We start from the raw sequence: 25,696 nt of genomic DNA, 5'->3' as shown, positions 1-25,696 counted from the left end.
GTGAGGGACTATTCCAGAGCCATCTTGGCGGTGGTGATCTCGAGGAGTTCGTTGGTGATCGCTGCCTGACGGAGCTTGTTGTATTCGAGGCTGAGGTCTTTGAGCATCTGCTTTGCGTTGTCGGTAGCGTTTTTCATGGCCACCATTCGGCTGCTGTGCTCAGAAGCGCGGGCTTCGAGAAGCATCTGATAAATGGTGCCGTTTACATACTGCGGCAGCACCGTTTCAAAGACGGTCTTGGCATCTGGCTCGAAGGTGTAATCCGGGACGTCTGCAGGATTGATCTCCTTAGAGGTATCATCAAAGTTACGCTTGCCACCCAGGGTCACCGGATTCACCGGCAGCACCTGCTCAATGGAAGGCACCTGAGTAACGGTATTGATGAAGTTGTTGAACGCAACCAGCACCTGCTTGTATTCACCCGTGCGGAACCTTTCCTGGATGAAATTACCCACCGTGCGGATCTCGACAAACTTCGCAGGATCCTTAATTGGGAAATCAGCCACCAGAGTCTTGCGCAAGCGGGAAAGGCCTTGAGTCGCCTTACGACCGATGGTCACAAACTCAACGGGGCCATCGAACTGAGTATTGACCAATTTCTTCAGCAAATTGGTATTCAAAGCACCGCAAAGACCTTTATCGGTGGCGATCACCAGGACTAGAGTCTTGTCTCCAGCGCCGTCAGCGAAGTAGGGATGAATGCCTTCCGCAGCGCTCTCCTTGAGGCTGACGAGGATCTTATTCATCAACTCGGCGTAGGCACGGCCGTTAGCGGCTTGATCCTGCGCTTTCTTCATCTTCGCAGCCGCGACGAGCTGCATGGCCTTGGTGATCTGGGCCGTGTTTTTGACCGATTTGATTCGGCGGCGGATGTCGCGGGTCGAGGGCATCTGATTAGGCTTTCAAATTTGGATGTGGAGATCCGAGAATAATTACTTCCAAGCGGACTTGAAGTCTTCAAGGGCGGTCTTGATATCGGCTTCAACGCCGTCCAAGGCTTTCTCGTTGGCCAACTTGTCCAACAGAGCGGTCTTGCGCTCAGTGAGGTAGGTTTCCAGTTTGGCCTGGAATTCCTTCACGCGATCCACGGCCACGGAGTCGAAGTAACCCTTCTGCATGGCGTAAAGGCTGATGACCATGATTGGGAGGCTCTTCGGCTGATACTGCTGCTGCTTGAAGAGCTCCACGATGCGAGCACCACGGTCAAGCTTGGCTTTAGTAGCGGCATCAAGGTCGGAACCGAACTGGGCGAAGGCAGCTAATTCACGGAACTGAGCGAGGTCAAGTTTGGTGGTGCCGGAAACTTTCTTGATGGCCTTCGTCTGAGCGGCAGAACCCACACGGGAAACGGAGAGACCCACGGAGATGGCCGGACGGATACCCTGATAGAACAAGTCGGTTTCAAGGAAGATCTGGCCGTCCGTGATGGAAATCACGTTCGTCGGGATGTAGGCAGAAACGTCACCAGCCTGGGTTTCAATGATCGGCAGAGCGGTTAAGGAACCACCACCGTAGTTCTCATTCACGCGAGCGGAACGCTCAAGCAAACGGGAGTGGAGGTAGAACACGTCACCTGGATAAGCTTCACGACCGGATGGGCGCTTCAGCACGAGGGAAACCTGACGATAGGCCACAGCCTGCTTGGAAAGGTCATCGAACACGATCAAGGCGTCCATGCCCTGGTCCATGAACCACTCACCAATGGCGCAACCGGTGTAAGGAGCGAGGTATTGGTTCACAGCGCTATCGGAAGCAGATGCGTTCACGATAACGGTGTATTCCATGGCACCGGCGTCTTCGAGAGTCTTAACGACGCGAGCGACGTTGGACTGCTTCTGGCCGATGGCGACGTAGATGCAATACAGAGGCTTGTGGCCCTGAAGTTTACCCTGCTCAGCCGCTTTATTCTGCTGAGCCTGGGAGATGATGGTATCCACAGCGATGGTGGTCTTACCGGTGGAGCGGTCACCGATGATCAACTCACGCTGACCACGGCCGATCGGAATCATGGCGTCGATGGACATGATGCCCGTCTGCACAGGGACAGACACGGACTTACGGGTAATGATCCCTGGAGCGATCTTCTCGACTGGATACTGAGCGTCGCCTTTGATAGGTCCCTTGCCGTCCAGAGCTTCACCGAGAGTATTCACTACACGACCGAGGAGCCCTTTACCCACAGGCACGGAGAGAAGACGACCCGTGGTCTTGACTTCGTCACCAGCCTTGATGCCTTCGGAGGAACCGAGAAGCACGCAACCGACTTCGGTTTCTTCCAAGTTCAAGGCCAGACCATAGAGGCCGCCAGGGAACTCGATCATTTCGTTGAGCATCACATCGCTCAAGCCTTCGATCTTCGCAGCGCCGTCACCGATCTCGCGGACCACGCCGACATTGGATTTGGTGACCGCCGTTTTAAGTCCGGCGATTTGGGATTCGATCTCCTGGAGGATGTTGCTCATGGTGCGACTTTATTTAGAAACGGTGAACGGGATTAAGGGGCGAGGCGGCTTTTATTAAAAGGGCAGATCAGTTTTTGATCAGGACAGGCTGGCTTTGAGGGCTTCGAGACGGGCTTTGACAGAACCATCCCAAACGTCACTGCCGACTTTCACGCGGATACCGCCGAGCAGTTCAGGTTTGATGTGAAACTCCAGCGTGAGTTCACGGCCATACTTCTCAGACAGACTGGCCTTCAGATTGGATTGAATGTCATCCGTGAGGAATGTGGCGCTTTCCACCACAGCACGTTGACTTTCCACTTCATGACGAACAAGCCCAGCAAAGGAGTCCAACATGGCCAGATAGCCACGAGGTTTGGAGGTGGTGATCTGATTCACCACGAGGCGCACACGTGACTCATCCAGCTTGCCATTGACCAGGCAAACGCGGAAAAGCTGGCGCGCGGTGCGGCGGACTTCCTTGCTGATTTTCATGTTCGGTTAGAAGCGGAAGAAAATTGAATTACAGGCTTACCTGAGCGGTAGTCTCCTGGTTGATGCGCGCCTGATCGTCGGTGTTTAGCACCTTACCAGTCACACGGGAAGTCGCTTCGGACACCATGCGGCCAAACTGGCTCTTGAGCTGGGCCATGAGCTGCTCATGCTCAAGCTGAGCTACCTCACGAGCTTTAGCGAGAATTTGAGTAGCTTCTTGAATGGCTTCTTGCTGACGCTTTTCAGCCAGCGACTTGGCGCTATCACCAGCCTCTTTGATCAGGCGATTGGCGTCTGCATTGGCCTTATCGACAATAGCTTGGGCATTCTTCTCAGCTTCAGCGAGATCTTTGGCAATCTTCTCCAGCTTGGATTCACCGTCCGCGATACGCTGACGACGCTGCTCGAGCATAGCCAGGATCGGACCAAAAGCTTTGGTCTTGAGAACGTAGAACACGACAAGGAAAATGATGACTTGTGCGATCAGTTTGGGAAGCTCAAGGCCAAACTGTTCAGCAATGTCGGAGGCGGCGAGGAAGGTCGTGGTCATGAGAAAAAGCGAAAAGTGAGAGATAGGAGGTGGCGGTGGGTGCCGCCACCTCCTCAGAGGGATTAACGGCCCTGGAAAGCGATGATCAGAGCGTAAATAGCGACGGCTTCTGCCAGCGCCATGCCGATGATTGCCAGCGTCTGGATGCTACCAGCAGCGCCTGGGTTACGACCCACAGCTTCAACAGCCTTGCCACCGATCAGACCAATGCCAAGAGCGGCACCAGCACCAGCAAGACCCAAGGTAAGGCTACCGGACACGCCAGCAGCAGCGACTTCAGCGGCAGCAGCGGCAGGCTGAGCCATCGTCATGAGTTCCATCATCATAGTGTTATTCTTCTTTTAATGTTTGGTTGTTTCAATCATCGCCCACACTCTTTGGCATGGTCCCGATGATCAAAGGGTTCATCAATGGTGATCGTGGCCATGCTCCTCGCCATGATTTTCGTCATGAGTCGTCGAGAGCTGGATATAAACTGCGCAAAGAAGAGTGAAGACGCTGGCTTGTAACAAGCCCACCAGCAACTCCATGAAGTAGAAAGGAATTGGAGCGATCGTGGCGATAATGAACTTGCCAATGGCCCCCAGGCCAAACATCTCACCGAGAGTCATCATCGTGTGAAGCAGAGTCTCACCAGCATAGATGTTACCAAAAAGACGCAGAGACAGCGAACCCGGACGGAACATGATCGAAACAATTTCGATCGCCCCCACGAGAAGGAAAACGAGAGCAATGAAGACACCCATCACCCCCTTAGCACCACCCTTAGGACCAAAGGTGTGAACAATGAATCCCCAAACACCCAACTCACGAATGGTGAGATAAAGCCACACCAACATAAAGCAGATGGCCATCCCCAAAGTCATATTCAAGTCAGCCGTCGCCGGACGAAGAACAGGTTTACTGATATGCTCCAGACTCAACATGCCGTGACCATGCCCCCAGCCAATCGTTCCCACCCCGGGAAGAAGACCAAAGTAGTTGGAGACAAGAATGAAAATAAACAAGGTGGCCAGCAGAGGGAATGCACGAGGAGCCTGCTTAGGACCCACAATGGCCTCAACCTGATTGTACACAGCCTCAATGATGGACTCGAAGAAATTTTGCCAAGGATGAGGAATCAACGACATCCGAGTCGTAGCTTTGTTGGCCAACCAAACGATCAAAACCGTCACCACCCCAGCAACAAAGCAAGAGTTTGTCACAAAAGACCAGAAGCTCTCCTCACCGACCAAAGAAACGGCCGCACGGCTCACTTCTGCGAGCACAACGGGAGATGAGGATAGAGGGAAACTTACGTCCATAGCAAATAGCGGGCCGAGTCGGCGGCTTGTGTTTTAGCAGGGGGGCGGAGAGAGGCAAGACTTATTTGTGAAAAATTTCACAAAGTCATCCGTGCCTTGATTTTACAAGGGTTGGACGCATTTCGGACCTCCAAAGTTTTTTTCCAAAATCGGCCATTTTTGCCCTTCCTTTTGGGGACTTCCAAGCTCAAGACCTCCACGCCAAATCTTGCCGCCAAACGCAGCATTTCTCTTATCCGCAAAACGGTCGGTCGGCAACGTGGGCTAGCAAGGCACCGGACAATACTGGTCGCCCCCAGGCCACCGCCGTTGAGGAAATGCGTTGAAAACCAATCATTCCCGACAGCACACCTCCTATTCGTTAGACTACTGCGACCCAGTATCAACAGCTATTCAGCCTGGTGAAAGAGCTGGGCACCTCCCTGGGCCCATTTTCGATACATTTTCACATGTCGCTGGTGTTACGGGCTGATTTCTTATGTGTCCATGCCTGCCAATAAACGGTTCAAAATGGCTCACTTGATTAAATCGCAGCCTCCCTCGACCTAACCAACGGATCAACATGGCCCTAGCGGGAAGGAGCGGACAGAGTTAGGCAATGGTCCGCCAAGGGTGAACCCACTTTGAAAAACCCGCTACGCATCCTCCTATTTGCCGAGTGGTCCAAGGAATCGTCCAATGAACCACCCTCTCGAAGCCTCGCCTCCCTGCAATCACATCTCCTTATCGTGACCTGAAAATCTCACTCGTTAGGCAACGCACAATTAAAGTCTGAAGCCCCCGCTTGTCCGCTTTGACCGCCTGGTGGATTTCATCGAGTTCAAAATCGTCCGAGGCTTCCATATGGCGTCCACTGGCGTAGGTCAGCACTTGCCGGATCAGATGGCGGGTAAAGAGGTCTTCGCGTGTTTCACGAATGATCTTTTTGAAGCCTGCAAAGTCTTGATAAGTCTCACCGGAAGGAAATTCCCCTGAGGCGTCCACCTTCGGTGCAGGGGCTTTCCCGCCTTTAGGTTTAGCGTAGTTACTGCGCCAACGACCGATTGGATCGAAGGTCTCGAGACTAAAGCCCAGAGGATCAATTTTGCGGTGACACTCCGCGCAGGTCGGATCGGCCCGATGTTTGGCCAAGCGCTCACGGATCGTCGTCGCACCCGAGACATCCGCATCAATGGCGGGCACAACATCCGGCGGCGGAGGTGGCGGGATGCCCAGAATGTTTTCACTGACCCAAGCGCCGCGAGTCACGGGCGAAGTTTCGACACCATTGGCACTCACAGTGAGCACGCCCGACATCCCAAGTAATCCTCCACGATGAGCATTCCCCTTCAGACTCACTTTTTGAAAACCGTCCGCAAGGCGCAGCGTCTTTTGCTCGGGCAGTTCGTAAAGTTTGGCCAGCTTCTTATCCACAAAGGAATAGTCTGAATCCAGAAAGTTTTCTACCGAGCCATTGCGCTTGAGGAGATCACTGAAAAAGAGCCTCACCTCTTGTTTCATGGAGGCTGGCAGATCCTCGGCATAATACGTGAGATTGGTTTCCCGCGGAGGTGGCATGCTGCCGAGATCCCGCAGGTTTAACCAACTATCGAGGAATCCATGGATGAAGCCGCTTATCCGCTCATCCGCCATCATGCGCTGCACCTGTTTCTTTAATTCTGCAGGTTCAGTGATTTTGCCAGATTTAGCAGTCGCGAGCAAAGCCGCATCTGGGGGAGCCGCCCATAAGGCATAGGAGAGACGCGTGGCAAGATCGTAAGGCTTGAGCGCCTTGGCAGAATCATCATCGGTAATCTCGCTGAGATACAGAAAGGACGGCGAACACAGGATGAGCTTCAATGCGTCCAAGGCCGCTTGGCGAGGAGTCGCTTTTTCTGCGAGACGCTTGTCGTAGAACGACTGAATCGGCGCACGATCCGTGTCGGTTAGCGGGCGGCGGTAAGCTTTTTCTGCAAAAGCGTAAAGCTGATCGAGAGCACGCTCAGGATTGAAGCCGCCTTGGCCGAAGACCGCGACCTCCTCCACACTGCCTCCAGCTTCTTTCACGGGGCCCTGGATCTTGATATCACTGATTCGAATATGCGGCAGATCCCCATCACGAAGCAGATGCGTGCGACTCACTCCCGACGTGCCTGGAGGGATTTTAAACTCATCTTTGTAGCGCTTGTTGATCGTGACCACCGAAGCTCGTGATTCATAAGGCCCATTTGGGAAAATGAAGCGGGGCGTCTGGCCAGCTTCCAGCCACACTCGGAACTTCAGCACCGTGGGTTTTTCATCAGGCACCACACTGCTAGCGAGCAAAGGCTCGATGGGTTGCGGGTAATGAATATGCCCCTTGGTAATGTCACCAGGCACTACCCCGATGATGAACGGTTCAGAGAAATCGATACCAAAAATGGCATGATCGAAATGCGTGTTTCGGTGTAAAGCCTGCGCTTCCACCTCGAGATCATAGAAACCAGATTCAGGCACCCCTTTCAAAAAGTCCTCAATGTGGCCGTAGCCTCCTTGTCGAGTATCGGTGTTGGGTTGCTCGTAGAGATTGAGATAACGATAGTTGAAGGCCGCCTTGTGTGAGCCACTCAGTTCTTCATACTGAATGAAGTGCCCATTGAAGTGCCAGTTTTTGGGTTCCATCACCGGCTTACCAAGACGAGTCTCCACGAGGCGGTTGGCGGCCTGGAAATACTGATCCACAAGGAAGCCGGAGGTGACCAAAGACTTGCCGATGGTATCGATATGACGGCTGGTCTTTTCCTTAGGGAAATCTGCCGTCAGGCCCAACGTATCCACTCGTCGGCCAAAAAGAGCTGCGAGGGTGTTTTCATACTCACGGCTCGACAGCCGACGCATGACCGTGCGCGAGCCCGAACTCTCAATCTTGCCGCGAGCTGCCACCGTCCCTTCCCTGAGCACGCGCAAGAGAGTGAGACGCTCTTCATCACTGGGCTGATCCGCCTTCTTCGGCGGCATTTCCTTCAGCGTGACCTGATCGATGATATCCTTCGCAGAAATCAGATCAGCGACCGATTTCAAAGGGAGAGCGAAGCTTTCGAACTCTCGATCCCCTTTCTGGACATCGGAATCATGGCACTCCAGGCAGTATTTGCCGAGAAACTGCTGCACCACTTTCGGGGCGGATGCGGGCTCCTCAGCATAAGCCACAGTGGTAAGAGCCATCGCTGACAGACCGACAGCGAGGCGGGCATGATCAAAAATTGGCATGGAAATCAGGAAAAGCGGCCTGTGCTGCTACCAAAGGAATCAACCTCAACTCCCATACGCTGTGCGATGTCCACGAAGAGGTTGCACAGCGGCACCTTGTTGATGCCTTCACGGGGAACCTCGCGGAATTCGCCATGCTTGTAGCCGCCCCCGGCCAAGAGGATCGGGAGGTCGGAGTTCTTGTGAGAATTTCCATCGCCCATACCACTGCCAAAAAGGACGGTCGTGGAGTCCAACAGCGTTTTCTCGCCATCGTTCATTTTCGAAAGACGTGCGACGAACTTGCCGAAATGCTCGATCTGATAGCGCTCCAGCGTGATCAGGCTCGCAATCGATTCAGGATCGTTTCCGTGGTGAGAGAGGCCGTGCCAATCCTTCTTGATGCCCAGATGCTGCGGCATGAAATCGCCCCCAATCTCCAGGGTGGCAATTCGAGTGCTGTCCGTCTGCAGAGCCAATGCAATCATCTCATACAGCAGCGGCAGATCCTCTACCGCGTTGCGATTGGCAGGCTTCTCGAACGGGGCGTGAGGCTTGGGCAGGCTGGTCCAGCGCTGACGCAGTTCCAGGCGCTTTTCCACGTCACGGACGGAGGTCAGGTATTCATCGAGCTTGTCCTTGTCCTCCTTATTCACCTTCCGCGAGAGACGGTTAGCTTCCTCTAAAACGGAATCCAGGATGGAGCCCTGAACCTTGTTTTCCTCCTGGCGCCGGGCTTGGCGTTCCTTGGAATCACTCACGAAGAGCTTTTCAAAGAGTTCGGCCGGGTTCGTCACCGGGGGCACACGCACGCCTGACTTCGTCCAGGCGATCTGGCAACCGCCGTGGATACCCCCTTCAGAGCCCACCGTCAGTGAAGGAAAACGGGTCTGGAAGCCTACTTCGTCGGCTAAAAATTGGTCAATCGTCACATTGCCATCGGGGCGATTTTGCGCTTCCGAGTTCAATACGCCTGACAGGAAGGAATGCACCGCAAAATGCCCCCCTTTCACCCCATGGTCGAGACCGCGCAGCACGGTCATCTTCTCACGAATATCCCAGACCGGCTCCAGCAGCGCCGTCTTCTCATACTGCCGCCCCGTTGTCGTCGGGAAAAGCTGCTTGGTCTGGTAGCCCAGCAAATTCCCAATCGCCACAAAACGACGGGCCCCCATTCCTGCTCCTTTGGCAGCTTGCACCGCCGAGTTTCCACCCACGGACTTGGCCATGAGAGACGGCATACCCGGCAGCGCCAAAGAGGCACCGATGGATCGAAGAATGAAGCGGCGGCGGTTCATAAGGGGGGGAAAAATGGCTCAAGACTCGAAGCAGCGGAGTGATACGAGGCGTGGCACACCATTATTGCACCGGAAATACAGCTCAATGATCTTTGTTTGGGAAAGAAATGGGGAGGTTATTTCCAAAAATATCCCTCTACTTCCCACTCCGGCCACGTGACGCCATCAAAATTCGAAGAATTGGGTTCGGGAAACGCCGACTGGGGGTGATAGCATAGAAGGTCTCCTTGATGTCTGAGAAACGATATTTTTCGACAAGCTCTCCCCTCTCCAGTTCATCTTTGACCACGACTGAGGGCACCAATGTCACGCCGAGTGATTCGCGCGCCATCAAGCGAAGCATTGCCATGTCATCTACTTCGGCGGCAATCATTGGCCGAATGCCCAATTGATCCATGCGCAGATCAAAAGCGGAGCGAATACTGCTCTCGAGACTTGGAAGAACGATAGGCACCGTCCTCAGATCGTGAGGGAATTGGAAGCTACGTTTTCCACGTCTTTTCTGACCGACAAGGCTGACCGGCTGTTCATCCAATAGATGGCAGTGCCATCCCACTTCCGTATCGCGACGGATGGCGGTGTTGGTCAAAACAACATCCAGTGTATGAGCCTGCAACTGACTGAGCAGCTCGCGCAACGTGCCAGAATGGATAATCAACTCCACATCATCTTTACCGATGACGGGCTGTAAAAAACGGAGCTGAAAATTACGAGACAAGTTGGCCACCGCACCCACGCGCAAGATGGATCGGCTGCGTGAAGCCTGATTTTTAAGCACGTCCATCAACTCTTCACCACTTTGAAAAATCGTGTCCGCATACTGCAAGGCGATGCGACCCGCCTCGGTCAAGACCAAGGCCTTATGCTGACGCTCAAACAATGCTTGGCCTAGACTTTCTTCAAGATGTCGTAGCTGAACACTCAATGCCGATTGAGACAATCCCAGCTGTTTGGCAGCTTTAGTTAGACTGCTGCTCAAGGCGATGGCTCGGAAGTATCTGAGATGGTGGTAGTTTAAAAAAGCCATGATTCTTCGTTCGATTTAAGTGAACGATTTTTATCATAACATCAATTGGAGTGAATCCAACCAATCCGTGATGAATGCCGCGCTCACCGAGTCTGAGCTCGCTTTATGAACTCCCTTCTTGCCCTACTCCACCCTCAAGTTGTCTATGCTCCACAGTTGGCTATCGCCCTCGGGGTCATTCTATTGGCCCTACTTCACGGCTTTCTGGCAGACCGCCGGAAATTTAAAGCCAGTGCTCTCACATTATCCACTTTCACTTTGATTGCAGCCGCTCTCGCCGGATTCAGCGTGGCCATGGCTGGGCCGGTGGAGTGGGTTTTGGTGGACTGGGGCTGGGGGCAACTGAGCATTCTTCTCGATGCATTATCCTGCATCATGTTAGGCCTGGTCGGTTTCCTGGGTTATATCGTCACCCGATTTTCTTTAAACTACCTGGAGGGTGATCCCGGCCAGCAACGATTTATCCAATGGTTGTGCGCCACGCAAGGCTCGGTCGTTTTGTTGGTGATCTCCGGCAATCTTCTGCTCTTCATCGTCTCTTGGATGGCCATCAGCCTATGCCTCCACCAGCTTCTAACCTTCTATCCGGATCGCCCCGGTGCCAAGCAGGCGGCGAAGAAAAAATTTCTGATCAGCCGTCTGGGTGATGCATGCTTGATCAGCGCTGCGCTCCTGGTGTGGCTTCAGTTCAAGAGCCTGGACTTCAGTGTGATCTTGGCTCCAGCGGCGGCTGCAAAGCAGCCTCTATTGCCTTGGATTGCGGGCTTACTGGTCGCAGCAGCCATCATCAAATCGGCCCAGTTTCCTTTCCACAGCTGGCTGCCTGATACGCTAGAGACGCCAACCCCAGTATCAGCTCTCATGCACGCTGGGATCATCAACGCAGGCGGATACCTGATCCTGCGGATGAGCCCCTTGTTGGTCCAGGTGCCCGGTGCCTTGAACACCCTGGCCTTCATCGGAGCCTTCACGGCCTTGTTCGCATCTGTGATCATGATGACCCAGTCCAGCGTGAAGAAATCTCTGGCCTGGTCCACCGTCTCTCAGATGGGCTTCATGATGCTCCAGTGTGGCCTCGGAGCCTTCGCACTGGCCATGTTGCACGTGGTCGCTCACTCGCTCTACAAGGCCTATGCCTTCCTCAGCAGCGGAAGCAGTGTGAGACAGGCCACTGTCTCCTGGGTGCCTACGAGCCGCCCTGCCGCTCATCCGAAAATCCTCATCGGCGCTCTCCTGGCTGCTCTCATGATCGGCTGTGGTACGTGTCTTCTGCTTGTCGATCATGTGATGGCGTCACCCGGTGAACTCCTGCTGGCAGCCGTGTTTGTAATGGCCCTGGCACATCTGCTCTGGACCCTATGGAGCAGCTCCATGAGACGGCGGTTACTCACCTGGGGGCTGGCGATTGCAGGTCTGACTGCAGTAACCTGCTTCACTCTGCACGCCGCGTTCAGCTCCGTTCTTCAGTCAGCCCTGCCGTTGTATCATCCAGAGAGAACAGCCTTGGACTTCATCCTGATGAGCCTAGTGATGCTGCTCTTCCTGGCAGTCCTGGTGTTCCAAGCCCAGCTACCGGCCTGGGGTACTCATCCTCGGTTTTCGAGACTCTATGTGCACGCCGCCAATGGCTTCTATTTTGGCACCTACCTGAACCGCTTCACGCAGAAACTCGGCCTCTGACTCCGTCCGACTTTTTCAATCACATTCCAAATTCACCACTTCATATGTACATCGCTTCTCTCGACTCCCCATCCACCTCACATGAAGCCGCTTTGCACCAGGCCAAACAAGCCTGCCTGCGGATTCCGCCCCTGTGGCCTCTCCAAAGTTTCGTCGCAGTCAATCCATTTGTCGGACTGGTTGATCGGCCCTTTGAAGAGGTGGCATATCTCATTTCTAAAGTCACTCACAGTTCCATGCTAATGACTGCAGACCACTATGCCAAACAGCATGCCGATGGTCGGATCACGGTGCAGGATCTCGCCAGTGCGGTTCAGCAAAGCCAGCCTGACTGGACGAAAATGCAGGTCATGAACGAGGTCCGGAAATTGATTGAGGCAGTCAATCGTCCGTCACCAGCGGACACGACGTTTCTTCACTCTGTCATGGATCTCGCCAGCCAACAGAGCACGACTCCCTGGCGACTGACTGTGGTGGAAGAGGTGTCCAAATGGTGTGCGTCCTATTTCGATCATGGCCAGTCCTCCTGGAGAATGCCGTGGCAAAAGCAGCCTCTCTACCTGGCCTGGAAGCAAGCTGCCTCAATCGATGCCAATCCTGAGTTACTGGGCTTGACAGCGTTCCGGCAGATGGTGGCTGCCCTCCCAGTGACCAGCGCCGATGCCCTCGCGGAGTTGATTGACGACCTAGATGTCCCTGAAGCATGCCTCTGCGACTACTTTCATCGCCTGCTGATGACGCTTCCGGGTTGGAGCAGCTATGTGCAATACCTGGTTCGGGAGCGAACAAGGAATGGCCATCATGAGGAGTCGCTAGTGGATCTTCTGACCATTCTGCTGGTATTTGAAAGTGCCTGTCTCAAACAAGGAGGAGAATCGCTAAAGAACGACTTCCAATCACAACTCAACGCTTTCGCTGACGCTGGCACCCATGCAGATCTCAAGCCGCTCCTAATGTGGCAGAAAGCGATGGAGATCGGTTTTCAGCGGACATTGTGTGCAGACTTGGTGGAATCGGCAAATCTCAAGACCGAGTCCACGGTGGTCCGCCCTGCCCTCCAGGCCGTCTTTTGCATCGATGTGCGGTCTGAGGTCATGCGGAGATCTCTGGAGTCTGTCTCGGAGGAAATTCAGACGCTCGGCTTTGCCGGCTTCTTTGGCATGCCCATTGAACACGTCCCTCTGGGCCATCGAAAAGGTCTCTCTCAGGTGCCTGTGCTTCTGAGCCCCAAGTATAAAGTCCGGGAGTACCTGCCAGACGCCACCCCTGAGCAGGAGCTGCAAGAACTCCACCGGCTGAAACGAAATCGTCGGTTAGGTCATGCCTGGAGCGCTTTCAAAAACTCGGCCGTCAGTTGCTTCAGCTTCGTTGAAAGCGTCGGCCTTGGATATGCCTGGCAAATGGCCAAGCACACGTTCCCGGCCGTCGCAATGAAGCAGGAGGAACCCGGTTCCTGCGCCTGCAAGATGACCTTACTGCCAAATTTGCTCGAAGCAGAGCCTTCCAAGCAAGACAAAGGCAATCAAACCGGCATCACCTTGAATGATCAAATCCAGCTCGCCTATGATGCGCTGAAAAACATGGGGTTGACCTCGAATTTTGCCCCACTCGTTTTGATCTGTGGTCACGGCAGCCATACCACGAACAATCCTTACGCCGCAGGTCTGAATTGTGGTGCGTGCGGAGGCCATGCGGGGGATGCGAATGCGCGGTTGGCAGCCGCGATCTTGAATCATGCTCCCGTCAGACACGGATTGAGGGAACATGGCATTCACATCCCGGATGATGTGCACTTCATGGCAGCCATCCACAACACCACCACTGACGTGATCACCCTCTTTGATAAAATGGAAGTGCCACGGAGTCATCAGACCTACCTCTTGCAGACGGAACTATGGTTAGATACGGCAAGCCAGAGGTGCCGGGAAGACCGCGCCAACAGCCTGGGTCTGGGCCACGAGGAAGCTGACTTGCTCAAGAGGCTGATCGTCAATCGGAGTCAAGATTGGTCTCAGGTCCGGCCTGAATGGGGCTTAGCAGGCAACGCAGCCTTCATCGCGGCACCGAGGGAAAGAACTCAACGTCTGAACCTCAAAGGAAGAGTCTTCCTCCACGATTACTCACCCGATGCCGATCCTCAGAAAAGCACACTTGAGCTCATCATGACGGCTCCCATGGTGGTCGCCAACTGGATCAATCTCCAATACTACGCTAGCACCGTGAACAACCGGATCTGGGGCAGTGGCAACAAGGTGACTCACAATGTGGTGGGAACATTCGGTGTGCAGCAAGGAAACGGAGGCGACCTCCAGACGGGATTGCCCCTACAAAGCGTGCATAATGGCCACGATTGGGTCCATGAACCTCTCCGGTTGAGCGTTATCATTGAAGCTGCCCGCAGTGACGTCTTTGCGGTTCTGCAAAAGCATGACCATGTTCGGCACCTGGTCGAACATGAATGGCTGTATCTCTTTGTCCTCGAAGACAGCGGCAGGGCCATCTACCAATACCGGAACCAAGCTTGGGAACTGACGGCATCCTAAGACAAAGCGGCGAACATCGCATGCGATCCTCTGGCTGGTTGGACCCGTCAGAGGATCTGTGCCTTGATGCCACTGCCATGTTGAGCATCTCCACGAGTTGCTTCATGGGCCAAGGGCCTAGCCTAACAAAAAACGCATCACGAGATCATATTTGACGACATCGACAGGCGTATGCCCCCTGAGGCTGAGCCTTGATCTCTGGATCTAGCCATGTGAAAATGGCCACGCAGATTTGCTCCATCCACTCTCGCATGAAATTTCTCCCACCTCTATTTTTGGCTATGATCCTTCCGGGTTTAACCGTGGGTGACGATAACGCCTCTCAACGTGTAGCCGCGGTGACTGAGATGTCAGGCTTGGTAGCTTTTTGGGATTTTGTGCAGAAGGAGACTGACTTGCCAAATCGTTTCACCGCGCACGTGCCCACTGGAACCAGCACCGATTACCCTCTCGATGCGGCCAATTATATCAAGGACTACTGGGGTGCCGGGCGCGAGGCGACTTATGCCGATTTTCCCTTATTAGGCCGCGGTCCGTTTGGTCAGGCCATCCGCATCGTCAATGAAACCGATCCCGATTTTCGTCCCTTTCTCTTTGTACCACGCAGCCGCCTCCATGATACACCGCTGGATATCAAAGGCGCTGGAAAGTCCGTGACTGTCGTGGTGTGGGCCATTCGTGAAAGTGGCAATCACGCCCTGGCTGGTATCTGGCATGAAGGCACCGATTTGAAGCAAAAAGAAACCAGCAGCATCACCAAGGTGGAGCGTGGTCAGCGCCAATATGCGCTCTTTGCCGGCTTGAATAAATCAGGCAGCGCTTGCGGTCACGTCTCCGAAAATGGGGCCAGTTCCTTCCTGAACAAATACGCCCTGCACAAGAGCAACTCTGAAGGCATCTCCCCCACAGTCCCCGCTGACGCACCCGCCGAACAACTCGACGCCGCATGGCAGTGCTTTGCCATGACCTTTGATCATGAGAAAGACCAACTCATCGGCTGGCTCAATGGCGTCTCAGGTGATCGCTGGCTTGACCATCCCAAGAAAGACAAGCTCATCTCCTACGCCTACAACGCCTACATGCAGGGCCACTATGCCAAGCTCCCCGGCAAACAAGAAGGCGAAGACGACTCCTTCCCGGCTGATCAATACTACAATCCACCGGAGACCGAATCCCTCAGCATCCAAGTGCTGCGTGAGGCTGCTAACGAACGTGTGGAGTTGCGCGAATACCCCTACACCAAGATTGAAGTCACCCTGCGTCATGGCCAGGAAGTCTCCCGCGACCTCGTGGCCCTACGTCTGAATCCCTGGTGGTATCCGCACGACCTCTACAGCCTTGCCGATGCCGCCAGTGGTGGTCCCTTCACCATTGGCCGCGTCATTCACAGCAGCCGCAGCGTCGGCTTCACCGGTTGGATCGGCGGTGTCGCCGTCTTTGATCGCGCCCTTAGTGAAGGCGAACTCAAAAAGCTGACGGAGATTGCCGCTAGGCCGGTGAAGAGCGAGTGAGGTAGGCTGAAGAATACATTCACAGGCTCACCATGAACTGCCTAACGGAAAGCGAGATTTCACAATGGCTACGACAACGGCAAACGACGGAAGCCCCTTATCAAAGCCCTCAGGGATCTTCCAGCCGTTACCATCTTCAGTTTGAGTCCCCCAAGAACCATCTGGGCATTGACTCTTTCTTCAGGCAATATCTTGAGCAGATCGTTGGTGCATCCGAAACCCTCACCCACATCACGGACTGGGGACTTTACACACCCAGCGAAATGATCGCCATCATGGGCATCCGCGCCCTAAACTCGGAGATGCGTTATCTCATCGATTCCCCAGGCCATCTTCTGGTTCCTCGTAACGGCGAAACCGAAACGGAAACCGTTATCGCCCTGATGAGCTTAACCACCCATTTCTCCTGGTGCGCCTATCTCTATTGCCCAGCGAATCGTGCCACACTCTACACGTGGGAGGGCGAGATCATGGACTTCTGGACAGATCGTGAAACCCAGTTCAAGACGATGGAGAAACTCACCAACGACTTGGCGTTGGCAGCCACGAGTCAGTCCAAATAGAGGCCTCTACAGTGAATATCGGCAAAGACATGCCACCCTTGTGGGTACTAACCATCAAGATATTGTGTGCACGGTTCCGCATCACGACCGCGCTCGTTGAAGCAAAGTCACTCCAGATTTGCATAGCCCACATTGGAGCTTAACTTGTGCAAGTGTAGAGAAGCAAGCTCGGTTTCCACACTCGTCATCCGTCTAGCAAAACGCTTCTCAATGAAACCAGCTAAACGCTTATAACTCTCGACCAGGACTGGGGCCTGAGGAGGTCCGCCGATCACATACCAGCCAGGTATCGTTAATGCAGCGTATACCGTCACATCTAGGTTGAGATTCTTTTTGAACTCTTGGCGTAGCCATTGCGCATTGTTAACCACTTGATCTAACTCTCGTGTGCTTCGTCCCCAAGGCCACTGAAGAGCTTGACCACAATAACTCACTTTATGGGAGCCCTTCTCTTTGGGCTTTCGGCGTGTCTTCGTCTCTACCACGACAACGATTCCGTTTCCCACGACGACGTGATCGAGATTAAACGAGCCCATACTTCCTTTGCAGGGAACATCATGAAAAATCTCATATCCCTTTTGTTTTAGAACGTCCAGTTGATCCGCCACGACTCGCTCACCAAACCAACCCAGCCTCAAATTGGCAAGCTTACTAAAAAACCTCAAGATCAAAGCATAAACACAGGCAATAACTAACAAGCACGCGGCAACGCTTGCTACGAGCCTCACCAGCACATCAACTTTCAAAAAAGTTGTTATCCACAACACCGCACAAAAGCCCCCCAGAGGCAAGAGCATCAACGCAAATACAGCCCACAGAAGCCGCTCCATCTGGATCGCTATCTCTAGTCGCAAGTGCTCTCCGGGCTGACGCCTGAGTTGAATATCCTCCCCTAGCGGATTCCTTGTTGGCCGCCTATTCAGCCTCCAATGAATCAAGGCCAACAATCCACCTCCTAACACAACGGGGTATATTAGCCCAAAACCAACTTGTTCCAAAAAACTCATCAACCAACATCTCGCTAAGAAAACACACCCATCAATTCCTTTTTCACCAACCAACACTTTAATCAAAGCGCTATAAATCGCATTTAACGGTTACATCCTCAGCAGCAGGGCCACGCCAGAGTCGGCATTGAGCCAGACGAGGAGAGTCAATACAGAGGCGATACCAAGGGCGAGAGTGCCGACGAGGGTGATCTCCAGGGCCTGGGTGGTGAGCAGGGCGGCATGGGAGATGCCGAGGTCGGACAAGGTGAGGAACTCGCGTTTTCTCAAGCGGAAGGAGAGGGCGAAGACCAAGGCGGCGACGCTGAGCGCGGCGGTAGCGAGAATGCTGAGCAGAATGAGGGCGAGGGTTTCCGCCTGGAAGAGGGTCCGCATCAGTGCGTGAAATTCATCCAGCGGGCGGATGAGCTGCGCGGGGCGATCAGGCTTGGCATAACGTCCAGCGAGGATGGCCTCAGCCTTGGCATCCGTGGGATCCACGAGGATGGCGCTGAGGGGATAGGCGGAGGCGTCGCCATGGAAGTGAAAGCTGGGCAGGTTTTTCTCCGTCACTTCATTGAACATGCGCACGCTGGCATTGCCGACAGTGTTACCCGCTTCCTGGGTCAGGATGGTGTCCTGCGTGACGAGGTCATCGTGACCATGAGCGAGACCTTGGATCAGCCAGGCGGTCTTGAGATCGACAAACACCGCGTGGTCGTCAGCGGTTCCCTGCGGCGCCAGGATGCCGGTGATGCGCATCTTCAGCGGGTAGATGCCGGCCATGTCAAAGACCTGCTCCTGAGAGGAGAATAGGCTGTCCCCGACCCCCAACCCGCGCTGACGAGCCAAGGCAGCTCCGATGACACAATCCCCCAAGCGACCGAAGAGGCGTCCCTGCGTGACGGTGAGGTGACGAAACGCGAAGTAATCCAACTGCGTGCCGACGATGGGTGCCGACTGGGCATGAAAGCGCAGATACAGTGGGATGGCCCGGCCGAGCTTCGCGGCCCGAACGTCTTCCAGGGTCTTTTGCGTCAGTATGGGCAGTGACTGCTGTTTAAAATAAAGCGCAGCCAGCATCAGATCTAGCGCACTGCCACGGGCTCCGATCACCTGAGGGGTAGCAGCTGCCCTGGCCTGCATGGCGGTCTCTGCGGCGGCGAGGGTAACGCGGATGCACAGCGGCAGTGCTAGGACAACGCCCAAAGCCCCCGCCAATAAGAGGGTCTGCAACCGATGACGGGCGACGTAACGCCAAGCGAGGGTCAAGCTGGCGGATCTCATGCGGCGGTGAGGTCCTCCACCCGAAGTTGTTGAGCAAACAGCGGCATCAGTTCAGGGTCATGGGTAACGACGACCAGACAAGCCTGCTGCTCGCGAGCGTAGTTCAAAAGCAGATCCATCACCACTCCGCGACGCCGGACATCCAGTGAGGCGGTGGGTTCATCCGCAAAGACAAAAGCAGGACGATGCACGAGGGCGCGCGCAATGGCCACGCGCTGCCGCTCCCCCTGCGAGAGCCGACCGGTCAGACGGTGCCAATGCGGAGCAATCTCGAGCTGCTCAGCCAATCCGTTCGCGCGTTCGCGCAGGGTGGGATCATCCGGCTGAAACTGAGATGGCAAGAGAATGTTTTCCTCCACGGTGAGGTAGTCCAGCAAAGCGAAGTCCTGAAATACCAAACCTATTTTTTCCAAACGAAAACGCCGACGCTCCGTGGCGGTGAGTTGTGAGAACTGAGTATCGCCACAAGACACCGAGCCGTGATCTGGAGACAGCAGACCGGTCATCAGGCGGAGGATGGTGGTTTTCCCACCACCACTGGGCCCGAGAATCGCCAGCGGCTCCCCTGCCCTGACTTCCAGATGTTTCACCGCCAGTTGGAAATCACTGGCGGGATAGCGGAATTGAATGTCACGAAGGGCGAGCATGCGAGCGGATGGAGCCCATAAAACGCTGCCATCAGACCCGAACCATCGCCGGTTCTGGATATTCGAAGGTGCGACCCTCAAAATTACGAATGAGCGTGCGTTGCTCATCGCGCAAGAGGACGTAGTCGGGGTTCACCGGCACCTTGCCGCCCCCACCTGGAGCATCGATGACGAACTGAGGCACGGCGTAACCCGTGGTGTGACCGCGAAGCTGCTCGATGATCTCCACGCCCGTGCTGACACTGGCACGCAGGTGCGAGCTGCCCTGAATGAGATCGCACTGATAGAGGTAATAGGGGCGCACACGGCACATGAGCAGCTTCTGCACGAGTGCTTTCATGACATCCGCGTCATCGTTCACCCCACGAAGCAAGACGCTCTGGTTCCCCAGCGGCACACCGTGATTGGCCAGCATTTCCAAGCCAGCTTTGACTTCCGTGGTCAGCTCGCGGGGGTGATTGGTATGGATGCTCAGCCACAAGGGGTGATAGCGAGCGAGCATCTGGCAAAGCTCAGGGGTGATGCGCTGGGGCAGAAAGATCGGCACCCGGCTACCGATACGCACAAACTCAATGTGCTTGATGGAGCGAAGCCGCTTTAAAATGGCCTCCAGTTTACCATCACTAAACAGGAGCGGATCTCCACCGCTCAGTAACACATCACGCACTTCATCGTGCCGCTCGAGGTAGCGGAAAGCGGCCTCATAATCGGTGTGTAACTCCTGCTCGCCCACACCACTCACCACACGACTGCGGGTGCAATAGCGGCAGTAGCTGGCACAGCGATCTGTGACGAGAAACAGGACACGGTCTGGATAACGATGGACTAGGCCCGGCACGGGCATGTGACTGTCCTCGCCACAGGGATCGGCCATTTCATCAGGATCTTCCCAGCTCTCTTCGATGCGGGGCACGACCTGACGGCGGATGGGGTCCTCGGGATCTTCTGGATCGATGAGATTGAAGTAATGCGGCGTGATGGCCATGGCCAGCTTGCTGCCACTGAGGAGAACCCCCGCACGCTCTTCATCGGTCAGCGTGAGGTGTTCTTCCAGACCTGCTAAGGTCGTGATGCGGTTGCGGAGCTGCCAAGCAGAGGAATTCCAGTCCTCAGGTGACACATTTTTATTTTTCCAGAAGCCCGGGGCGTGAGAACGAAATTCCTTCTCGGGAAGCAAAGGGGGCGGCGTGCGCATTGAATGGTCGTTAAGTTCGGGACGTTACGCCCGTGTTTTTTGGCATGTCAAACGTCTAGGTTTAAAACGCTGCAAAAAAGAAACTGGATGGGAGAATCTTTATCCCTCGGTTTGCAGGAATGTTCTGCTTGGCCCGTAAAATCCAACAGCTTAATGTCGCCGTTTCCCCCTGCCTATGAAAAGCTGTTGTCCTGTAAATCTTGTCCTTAAGCCTTTCAGGTTTGCACCGATTTTAGCCGTGCTGGCGCTGCTGGTTGGACACGCGCAGGTGGCAACGGCGCAATCAGATCAAAATTGGATTCCAGGCAACCTCAACAATGACTGGAGCCTAGGTGCGCTCAATTGGGATGCTGGGGTGGGCTGGACGAATGGCAACAATGCCATCTTTGGCGGCACGGGAGAAACCGTGGAACTGGCCAGTGATGTGCAGGTCAATCACATCACTTTCAATAGCAATGGCTACACGATTGCCGATGCCAACAACGACAGTGTGCTAACTCTGAATCCGGCAAGCATCATCACCGTCACCACCTCAACGCATACCGCCACGATCAGCGAAGCGATCGCCAGTGGCGGCATCACCAAGGCGGGCAATGGAACGCTGGCACTCTCAGGCAACAATGCTTTCTCCGGAGCGGTGACCATCAACGCAGGGCGTCTCCTGGTCAGTCATAACTCCGCTCTAGGCAATACGACGGGCTCGACGAGCATTGCATCAGGAGCACAATTAACTCTGGCCGATGGGGTCATCATCACGGGGGAATCGCTCACACTCGCAGGCAGTGGCATCAGCTTCACAGGGGCTCTCAACGTCGCTGCGGATGCTTCTGCCACCTGGGCTGGTGCGGTGAACATTGTGTCTGGAGGCCGGTTTGGCACGGAGGTCGGCGGCCACCTGACGGTCAGTGGCCCCATCAGCGGCAGTAACTTGGTGCTTTCAGCCTTTGGCACGGGAGTAGATGCCGGGGTGTTGGTGGTCAGCGGCACGTCCAACACTTACTCGGGACAGACGCAGATCATTCGAGGCATCCTCCGATTGGGAGCCTCCAATGCGCTGCCGACAACCACCGTGCTGGATGTGGACTCCGCCAATAGCCCGACCGAGGCCTCGGTCTTCGACCTCGCTGGATTCAACCAAACGGTGGGGCAACTTACCCGCTCTGCGAACAGTGACGGCGGCAGTTTCATCACCAACAGTGGCTCAGTGGCCAGCACTCTGACGGTGAATCAAAGCACCACATCCGTTTACAGCGGTATCCTTCAGGATGGCTCTGCAGCACTCAACTTCACCAAGAGCGGCTCTGGCACCCTGACACTATCAGGCAACAACACCCAAAGCGGAACCCTAACTGTCAGCACAGGCACCCTCATCCTTTCGGGCAACAACACGAGCACGGGCGAAGTGGTGGTCAGCGGCGGAGTTCTGGAAGTGGCTCACAACAACGCGTTTGGCAGCACCACCACGGGCAGTTCAGTCACCTCAGGCCGGATCGTGCTTCAAAATAGCATCAAGGTCACTGGCGAGGCGCTTGCCATTGCGGGTGATGGCGGGAACAGCAATGGCGCTCTCCAAACGGCGACAGGAGCCGAAGCTGAATGGACTGGCAATATTGTGGTTAACAGCGCCGGTGCACGTCTCGGCGGTGGAGTCGGTGGTAAGCTGATCCTCTCCGGGGTCATCAGTGGAGCGGCGGGTGGGGCCGTGTTTTTCAACCGAGCCAACGACTCCACCACCGTCCTCAATGCCGTGAACACCTATACGGGGCCCACCCAGCTTTTTGCCTCTGGCGGAACCGTGGGCTCCCGGCTGGTCGTAGGTGTGGACAATGCCATCAACGCCGCCAGCCGCCTCACGGTGCTCTCCAGCAGCAGTCCTGCGGCAAGCATGCCCATGCTGCTGGATTTGTTCGGCCATGTGCTGACGCTCTCTGGGCTAGACAGCAGTAATAATCATACCAACGGCACCTTGTTGAACGTCACCAATGACGGCACGCAAGCCTCGACGCTGACGATTTCCTCCGCCAGCACCTACACCTATTCAGGAGCCATTACGAATGGCACTAGCGTAACCCACTTTGCCAAAGATGGATCTGGCACTCAAATCCTTATCGGAGCTAGCAGCTATACCGGTGAGACGACGGTGCGAGCAGGCACGCTTCAAATCGGCGGCTCGACAGGCACCCTCGGTAGCAATGGCCGCCTCTCTGGCACCAGCCAGATCAATCTGATCGGCGGCACACTCTCCCTGAACAATCTAGGAGCCAGCAACAATGCCACGGATCGCCTCGCCAACACCACCGTTGTCAGCCTTCAGGGTGGTGCCCTGAGTTTTCTGGGCTCTGACCAGACCACGACAAATTCAACCGAAACGCTGGGAACGGTGCGCTTTGACCAGCAGGTTTCGACTCTTACCCTTACCTATGGCAGCACGAACACGGCGACGCTCACCACCACGACTCTGCAACGAGCGGCCAATGGAGGGATCGCCCTCGTGCGGGGTATCGCTTTGGGGAAAGATAGCAGCAGCACCGCCAGCATCTCGCGCCTGCTGGTGACCAATGCCCCAACTCTCGTCGGCACCACGGCTGCCACTAACACTGGAATCAGCACGGCTAAAAACACACAGATTGTTCCTTTCCTCTTGGGAGCAGTCACCAGCACCACCGGTGGAGTCGGGACGGCAGGCACGGCCAATACGTTCGTGACCTACAATGTGGACACCGGTTTGCGTCCCCTCAATCTTACTGATGAATTCACGCTGAATGCCTTCACCTCAGGTCACAATACTCGCATCACCTCGACCTCCACAGTTGGCTCAACGACTGCCATCAACTCCCTGATTCTAGAAAGTGCGGATGTTAGCATCGCGAGCGGCCAGGTTCTCTCGGTCAGCAGCGGCGCTATCCTGATCACAGGCTCCGGAGGACGCGCCATCAGCGGTGGCACGCTAGCTTTCGGTTCTCAGGAGGGCATCATCACCAGCTACACTTCGGGGAACACGAGCTTGAGTTCGGCCATTACGGGAACAGCAGGTTTGAGTCTGTTTGGCACGAGCCTGTTTGTGATCAATCAGCAGAATAGTTATGCAGGCAACACGGCCATCTATGCCTCTGTGGTGCCACAATCCAGCTCGGTGGGAAGCCCCAACGCTCCGACCTCGGGTCCCTTTGGCACAGGCACCTTAATTCTCGCAGGCGGCAGCATTCGCGCATCCAGCGGTGGGAGTGTCACGATTCATAACGCAGTGGCATTCCAGGCCGACACCACGATCCCAACAGGTTCTACGGATAAGACCCTCACCTTCACCGGAAACGTCACCCTCACTAGTGCCACACGCACTCTGACTCAGCAAAACACCACAGCACGCACGATCCTCAGTGGCGCGATCAATGATGGAGGGAATGGCTACGGAGTCATCCTCAATGGGGCTGGCGAGGTGGAGTTTCGTGGCACCAACACTTACACGGGCACGACGAGTGTGACCGCTGGCACGCTTTACATCAACGGAAATCAAACCACCGCGACAGGGAGCGTCACTGTCAGTGGCGGCACCTTGGGGGGCACGGGGACCGTGGGCGGAACCACCGTAATCGCGGCAGGAGGAACACTGAGCCCTGGTGACCCCACAAGTGCTGGTGGACTCGCCCGACTCAACATCGCCCAAAGTCTGACGCTGAAGACCAGTTCTGTGACCCGTCTTGAGATCACTGGAGCCACTTTCACCAGCCTGGATTCTTTTGGAGGCAATGCCCCAGGCTCATCAGGCTACATCAACTATGTGCTCTCCCACGCGACAGGCATGGGCAATCATGACCAACTCAGTCTCACCGGCAGCATCACTCAAGAAAATGGTGGCAAGATCCAAGTGGTTCCTGCCGGTTTCACGGCTGTTGAAGGACAGATTTTTAACCTCCTGGACTGGACGGCGGTCTCGGGCAACACCTTCTCCAGCAACTTAGGCGATACCTATCATGATGGGACCGCCGACAGTGCGTATGACCTTGACCTTCCAAGCCTGGGTTCTGGACTAGTCTGGGACACGAGCTTTTTTGCCAGTCATGGCGTCTTGGTCGTAGTGGCGCTCGTCCCCGAGCCAAGCCGAGCGATGCTGATGTTCCTCGCCCTGGCGTTTGTGAACTTGCGTCGCCGCCGTTTGTCAGTTTGATTTGATCGGTAAAAGGCTCTCGTGGAATAGGTCAGCCATCAAGCTTCCCTGCTTGGGATCGTATTCTCAGATTATGATTTTCTCCATCCTACGCGACATCATGCATAGTCCCGTGGTGGATATCATCCTCCATCTGAAGCAGTCACCCGGGATGACGGTAAAGGAGCTCTGTGCCGTCATGAAGATGAGTTACATGGGGGTCAAGCAGCACTGTGACGCCCTCACAGAGAAGGGCTACTTGGATAGCTGGAGGCATCCTGTCCCGCATGGCCGTCCCGAGAAGATCTACCGTCTTACGCATAAACTGGATCCGTTGTTTCCTTCAGCAACCGCCGAGCATTTACTGGAAATGCTTTTCCATGCAGAACGATTGTTTGGCGCCACAGCTCCCGAAAAATTGCTCTACGCCTTCTTTGCGTCGCGAGCGGATCGTTATGCCAGACGCCTGGAAAAGGAAGAGGGACTGGAAAACAAGGCTTTGGTCTTGAGCCGACTCCGCAGCGGGGATGGCAATATGTCCGTGGTGGAAGTCAGCGGTACAGGTGGCCTCCGAATCGTTGATTACCATTGTCCCTATCTGGAACTCATGAAGCTTTATCCGCTGATTCGAGAGATCGAATGCGAGATGATGGAACGCCTCCTGAGTTGTGCGGTAGAGAGACAGGAAGAAGAACGATCGGGCCTACAGCGGGTTATTTTCTCGCTGACGGCGATTTGAGGTCATTAGGTAAACCTCCGCAACACAGGCGAATTGCCGTCTGAAATTTACAGGGATTTTACATCTTCCCTATAGAAGC

Annotated in this window: 19 protein-coding genes; 6 read left to right on the top strand and 13 right to left on the bottom strand. The window is 55.0% G+C overall.

From position 1 onward, the window contains the following. Positions 1-8 precede the first annotated feature (8 nt). The 9 genes from atpG to B5D61_RS07140 all read right to left on the bottom strand — a co-directional run bounded on the left by atpG (position 9) and on the right by B5D61_RS07140 (position 10,322). Positions 9-890 (bottom strand): ATP synthase F1 subunit gamma, encoded by an 882-nt coding sequence (gene atpG / locus B5D61_RS07180; RefSeq protein WP_078812657.1) that lies wholly within the window; start codon positions 888-890, stop codon positions 9-11. Positions 891-932: 42 nt separating this feature from the next. Continuing rightward, a complete protein-coding gene (gene atpA, locus B5D61_RS07175) occupies positions 933-2,462 on the bottom strand; it encodes a F0F1 ATP synthase subunit alpha (protein ID WP_078812656.1) in 1,530 nt (509 codons plus the stop codon). Positions 2,463-2,540: 78 nt separating this feature from the next. After that, the gene (locus tag B5D61_RS07170; RefSeq protein WP_078812655.1) at positions 2,541-2,936 is read right to left on the bottom strand and encodes a F0F1 ATP synthase subunit delta; all 396 of its coding nucleotides are present in this window, start codon (positions 2,934-2,936) and stop codon (positions 2,541-2,543) included. A 28-nt stretch (positions 2,937-2,964) separates the two neighbouring features. Next, complete coding sequence (locus B5D61_RS07165) at positions 2,965-3,486, bottom strand: F0F1 ATP synthase subunit B (protein WP_078812654.1); 522 nt, start codon at positions 3,484-3,486, stop codon at positions 2,965-2,967. Positions 3,487-3,548: 62 nt separating this feature from the next. Beyond that, entirely contained in the window at positions 3,549-3,812 is a 264-nt protein-coding gene (atpE, locus tag B5D61_RS07160) for an ATP synthase F0 subunit C (RefSeq protein WP_245846499.1), read from the bottom strand. 81 nt (positions 3,813-3,893) lie between these two features. Then, positions 3,894-4,754: a F0F1 ATP synthase subunit A gene (gene atpB, locus B5D61_RS07155; protein ID WP_217698935.1), complete on the bottom strand. Its 861-nt coding sequence runs from the start codon at positions 4,752-4,754 to the stop codon at positions 3,894-3,896. A 759-nt stretch (positions 4,755-5,513) separates the two neighbouring features. After that, complete coding sequence (locus B5D61_RS07150) at positions 5,514-7,973, bottom strand: DUF1592 domain-containing protein (RefSeq protein ID WP_342753359.1); 2,460 nt, start codon at positions 7,971-7,973, stop codon at positions 5,514-5,516. Between the two features lie 50 nt (positions 7,974-8,023). After that, positions 8,024-9,295, bottom strand: coding sequence for a DUF1552 domain-containing protein (locus tag B5D61_RS07145; protein WP_078812651.1), 1,272 nt, complete (start codon positions 9,293-9,295; stop codon positions 8,024-8,026). 136 nt (positions 9,296-9,431) lie between these two features. Beyond that, a complete protein-coding gene (locus B5D61_RS07140; protein ID WP_078812650.1) occupies positions 9,432-10,322 on the bottom strand; it encodes a LysR family transcriptional regulator in 891 nt (296 codons plus the stop codon). A 105-nt stretch (positions 10,323-10,427) separates the two neighbouring features. Here B5D61_RS07140 and B5D61_RS07135 point away from each other — a divergent pair, with 105 nt between their 5' ends. The 4 genes from B5D61_RS07135 (at position 10,428) to B5D61_RS07120 (ending at position 16,619) form a co-directional block, all read left to right on the top strand. Continuing rightward, positions 10,428-12,002, top strand: a complete 1,575-nt coding sequence (locus tag B5D61_RS07135) for an NADH-quinone oxidoreductase subunit L (protein WP_078812649.1) — start codon at positions 10,428-10,430, stop codon at positions 12,000-12,002. Between the two features lie 44 nt (positions 12,003-12,046). Continuing rightward, the gene (locus B5D61_RS07130; protein ID WP_139373120.1) at positions 12,047-14,545 is read left to right on the top strand and encodes a YbcC family protein; all 2,499 of its coding nucleotides are present in this window, start codon (positions 12,047-12,049) and stop codon (positions 14,543-14,545) included. A 281-nt stretch (positions 14,546-14,826) separates the two neighbouring features. Next, positions 14,827-16,056 carry a LamG domain-containing protein gene (locus tag B5D61_RS07125; RefSeq protein WP_425440069.1) on the top strand — a complete coding sequence of 410 codons (1,230 nt, stop codon included), beginning with the start codon at positions 14,827-14,829 and terminating at the stop codon, positions 16,054-16,056. A gap of 32 nt (positions 16,057-16,088) precedes the next feature. Further along, positions 16,089-16,619 (top strand): hypothetical protein, encoded by a 531-nt coding sequence (locus B5D61_RS07120; protein WP_078812647.1) that lies wholly within the window; start codon positions 16,089-16,091, stop codon positions 16,617-16,619. A 107-nt stretch (positions 16,620-16,726) separates the two neighbouring features. Here B5D61_RS07120 and B5D61_RS07115 read toward each other — a convergent pair whose 3' ends face one another. The 4 genes from B5D61_RS07115 to B5D61_RS07100 form a co-directional block, all read right to left on the bottom strand. Continuing rightward, entirely contained in the window at positions 16,727-17,449 is a 723-nt protein-coding gene (locus B5D61_RS07115) for a nuclease-related domain-containing protein (protein WP_176159271.1), read from the bottom strand. A 267-nt stretch (positions 17,450-17,716) separates the two neighbouring features. Then, positions 17,717-18,892, bottom strand: coding sequence for an ABC transporter permease (locus tag B5D61_RS07110; protein WP_078812645.1), 1,176 nt, complete (start codon positions 18,890-18,892; stop codon positions 17,717-17,719). After that, entirely contained in the window at positions 18,889-19,539 is a 651-nt protein-coding gene (locus tag B5D61_RS07105) for an ABC transporter ATP-binding protein (protein ID WP_176159270.1), read from the bottom strand. Before B5D61_RS07105 ends, B5D61_RS07110 begins: the two co-directional genes overlap by 4 nt. A gap of 31 nt (positions 19,540-19,570) precedes the next feature. Continuing rightward, positions 19,571-20,734 (bottom strand): KamA family radical SAM protein, encoded by a 1,164-nt coding sequence (locus tag B5D61_RS07100; RefSeq protein ID WP_078812643.1) that lies wholly within the window; start codon positions 20,732-20,734, stop codon positions 19,571-19,573. Between the two features lie 175 nt (positions 20,735-20,909). Here B5D61_RS07100 and B5D61_RS07095 point away from each other — a divergent pair, with 175 nt between their 5' ends. Next, positions 20,910-24,899 carry an autotransporter-associated beta strand repeat-containing protein gene (locus B5D61_RS07095; protein ID WP_078812642.1) on the top strand — a complete coding sequence of 1,330 codons (3,990 nt, stop codon included), beginning with the start codon at positions 20,910-20,912 and terminating at the stop codon, positions 24,897-24,899. A gap of 73 nt (positions 24,900-24,972) precedes the next feature. Continuing rightward, positions 24,973-25,617, top strand: a complete 645-nt coding sequence (locus B5D61_RS07090) for a helix-turn-helix transcriptional regulator (RefSeq protein WP_078812641.1) — start codon at positions 24,973-24,975, stop codon at positions 25,615-25,617. Positions 25,618-25,696: the final 79 nt, after the last annotated feature.

The organism is Prosthecobacter debontii, assembly GCF_900167535.1.
Lineage (GTDB): Bacteria > Verrucomicrobiota > Verrucomicrobiia > Verrucomicrobiales > Verrucomicrobiaceae > Prosthecobacter > Prosthecobacter debontii.
Note: the sequence above shows the minus strand (reverse complement) of the source record. Positions and strands in the feature narration are given on the sequence as shown.

Coding starts and splice junctions, on each gene's coding strand:
- atpG (WP_078812657.1), bottom strand. CDS start 890: ATGCCCTCGACCCGCGACATCCGCCGCCGAATCAAATCGGTCAAAAAC.
- atpA (WP_078812656.1), bottom strand. CDS start 2,462: ATGAGCAACATCCTCCAGGAGATCGAATCCCAAATCGCCGGACTTAAA.
- B5D61_RS07170 (WP_078812655.1), bottom strand. CDS start 2,936: ATGAAAATCAGCAAGGAAGTCCGCCGCACCGCGCGCCAGCTTTTCCGC.
- B5D61_RS07165 (WP_078812654.1), bottom strand. CDS start 3,486: ATGACCACGACCTTCCTCGCCGCCTCCGACATTGCTGAACAGTTTGGC.
- atpE (WP_245846499.1), bottom strand. CDS start 3,812: ATGATGATGGAACTCATGACGATGGCTCAGCCTGCCGCTGCTGCCGCT.
- B5D61_RS07150 (WP_342753359.1), bottom strand. CDS start 7,973: ATGGCTCTTACCACTGTGGCTTATGCTGAGGAGCCCGCATCCGCCCCG.
- B5D61_RS07145 (WP_078812651.1), bottom strand. CDS start 9,295: ATGAACCGCCGCCGCTTCATTCTTCGATCCATCGGTGCCTCTTTGGCG.
- B5D61_RS07140 (WP_078812650.1), bottom strand. CDS start 10,322: ATGGCTTTTTTAAACTACCACCATCTCAGATACTTCCGAGCCATCGCC.
- B5D61_RS07135 (WP_078812649.1), top strand. CDS start 10,428: ATGAACTCCCTTCTTGCCCTACTCCACCCTCAAGTTGTCTATGCTCCA.
- B5D61_RS07130 (WP_139373120.1), top strand. CDS start 12,047: ATGTACATCGCTTCTCTCGACTCCCCATCCACCTCACATGAAGCCGCT.
- B5D61_RS07125 (WP_425440069.1), top strand. CDS start 14,827: ATGATCCTTCCGGGTTTAACCGTGGGTGACGATAACGCCTCTCAACGT.
- B5D61_RS07120 (WP_078812647.1), top strand. CDS start 16,089: ATGAACTGCCTAACGGAAAGCGAGATTTCACAATGGCTACGACAACGG.
- B5D61_RS07115 (WP_176159271.1), bottom strand. CDS start 17,449: ATGGAGCGGCTTCTGTGGGCTGTATTTGCGTTGATGCTCTTGCCTCTG.
- B5D61_RS07110 (WP_078812645.1), bottom strand. CDS start 18,892: ATGAGATCCGCCAGCTTGACCCTCGCTTGGCGTTACGTCGCCCGTCAT.
- B5D61_RS07105 (WP_176159270.1), bottom strand. CDS start 19,539: ATGCTCGCCCTTCGTGACATTCAATTCCGCTATCCCGCCAGTGATTTC.
- B5D61_RS07100 (WP_078812643.1), bottom strand. CDS start 20,734: ATGCGCACGCCGCCCCCTTTGCTTCCCGAGAAGGAATTTCGTTCTCAC.
- B5D61_RS07095 (WP_078812642.1), top strand. CDS start 20,910: ATGAAAAGCTGTTGTCCTGTAAATCTTGTCCTTAAGCCTTTCAGGTTT.
- B5D61_RS07090 (WP_078812641.1), top strand. CDS start 24,973: ATGATTTTCTCCATCCTACGCGACATCATGCATAGTCCCGTGGTGGAT.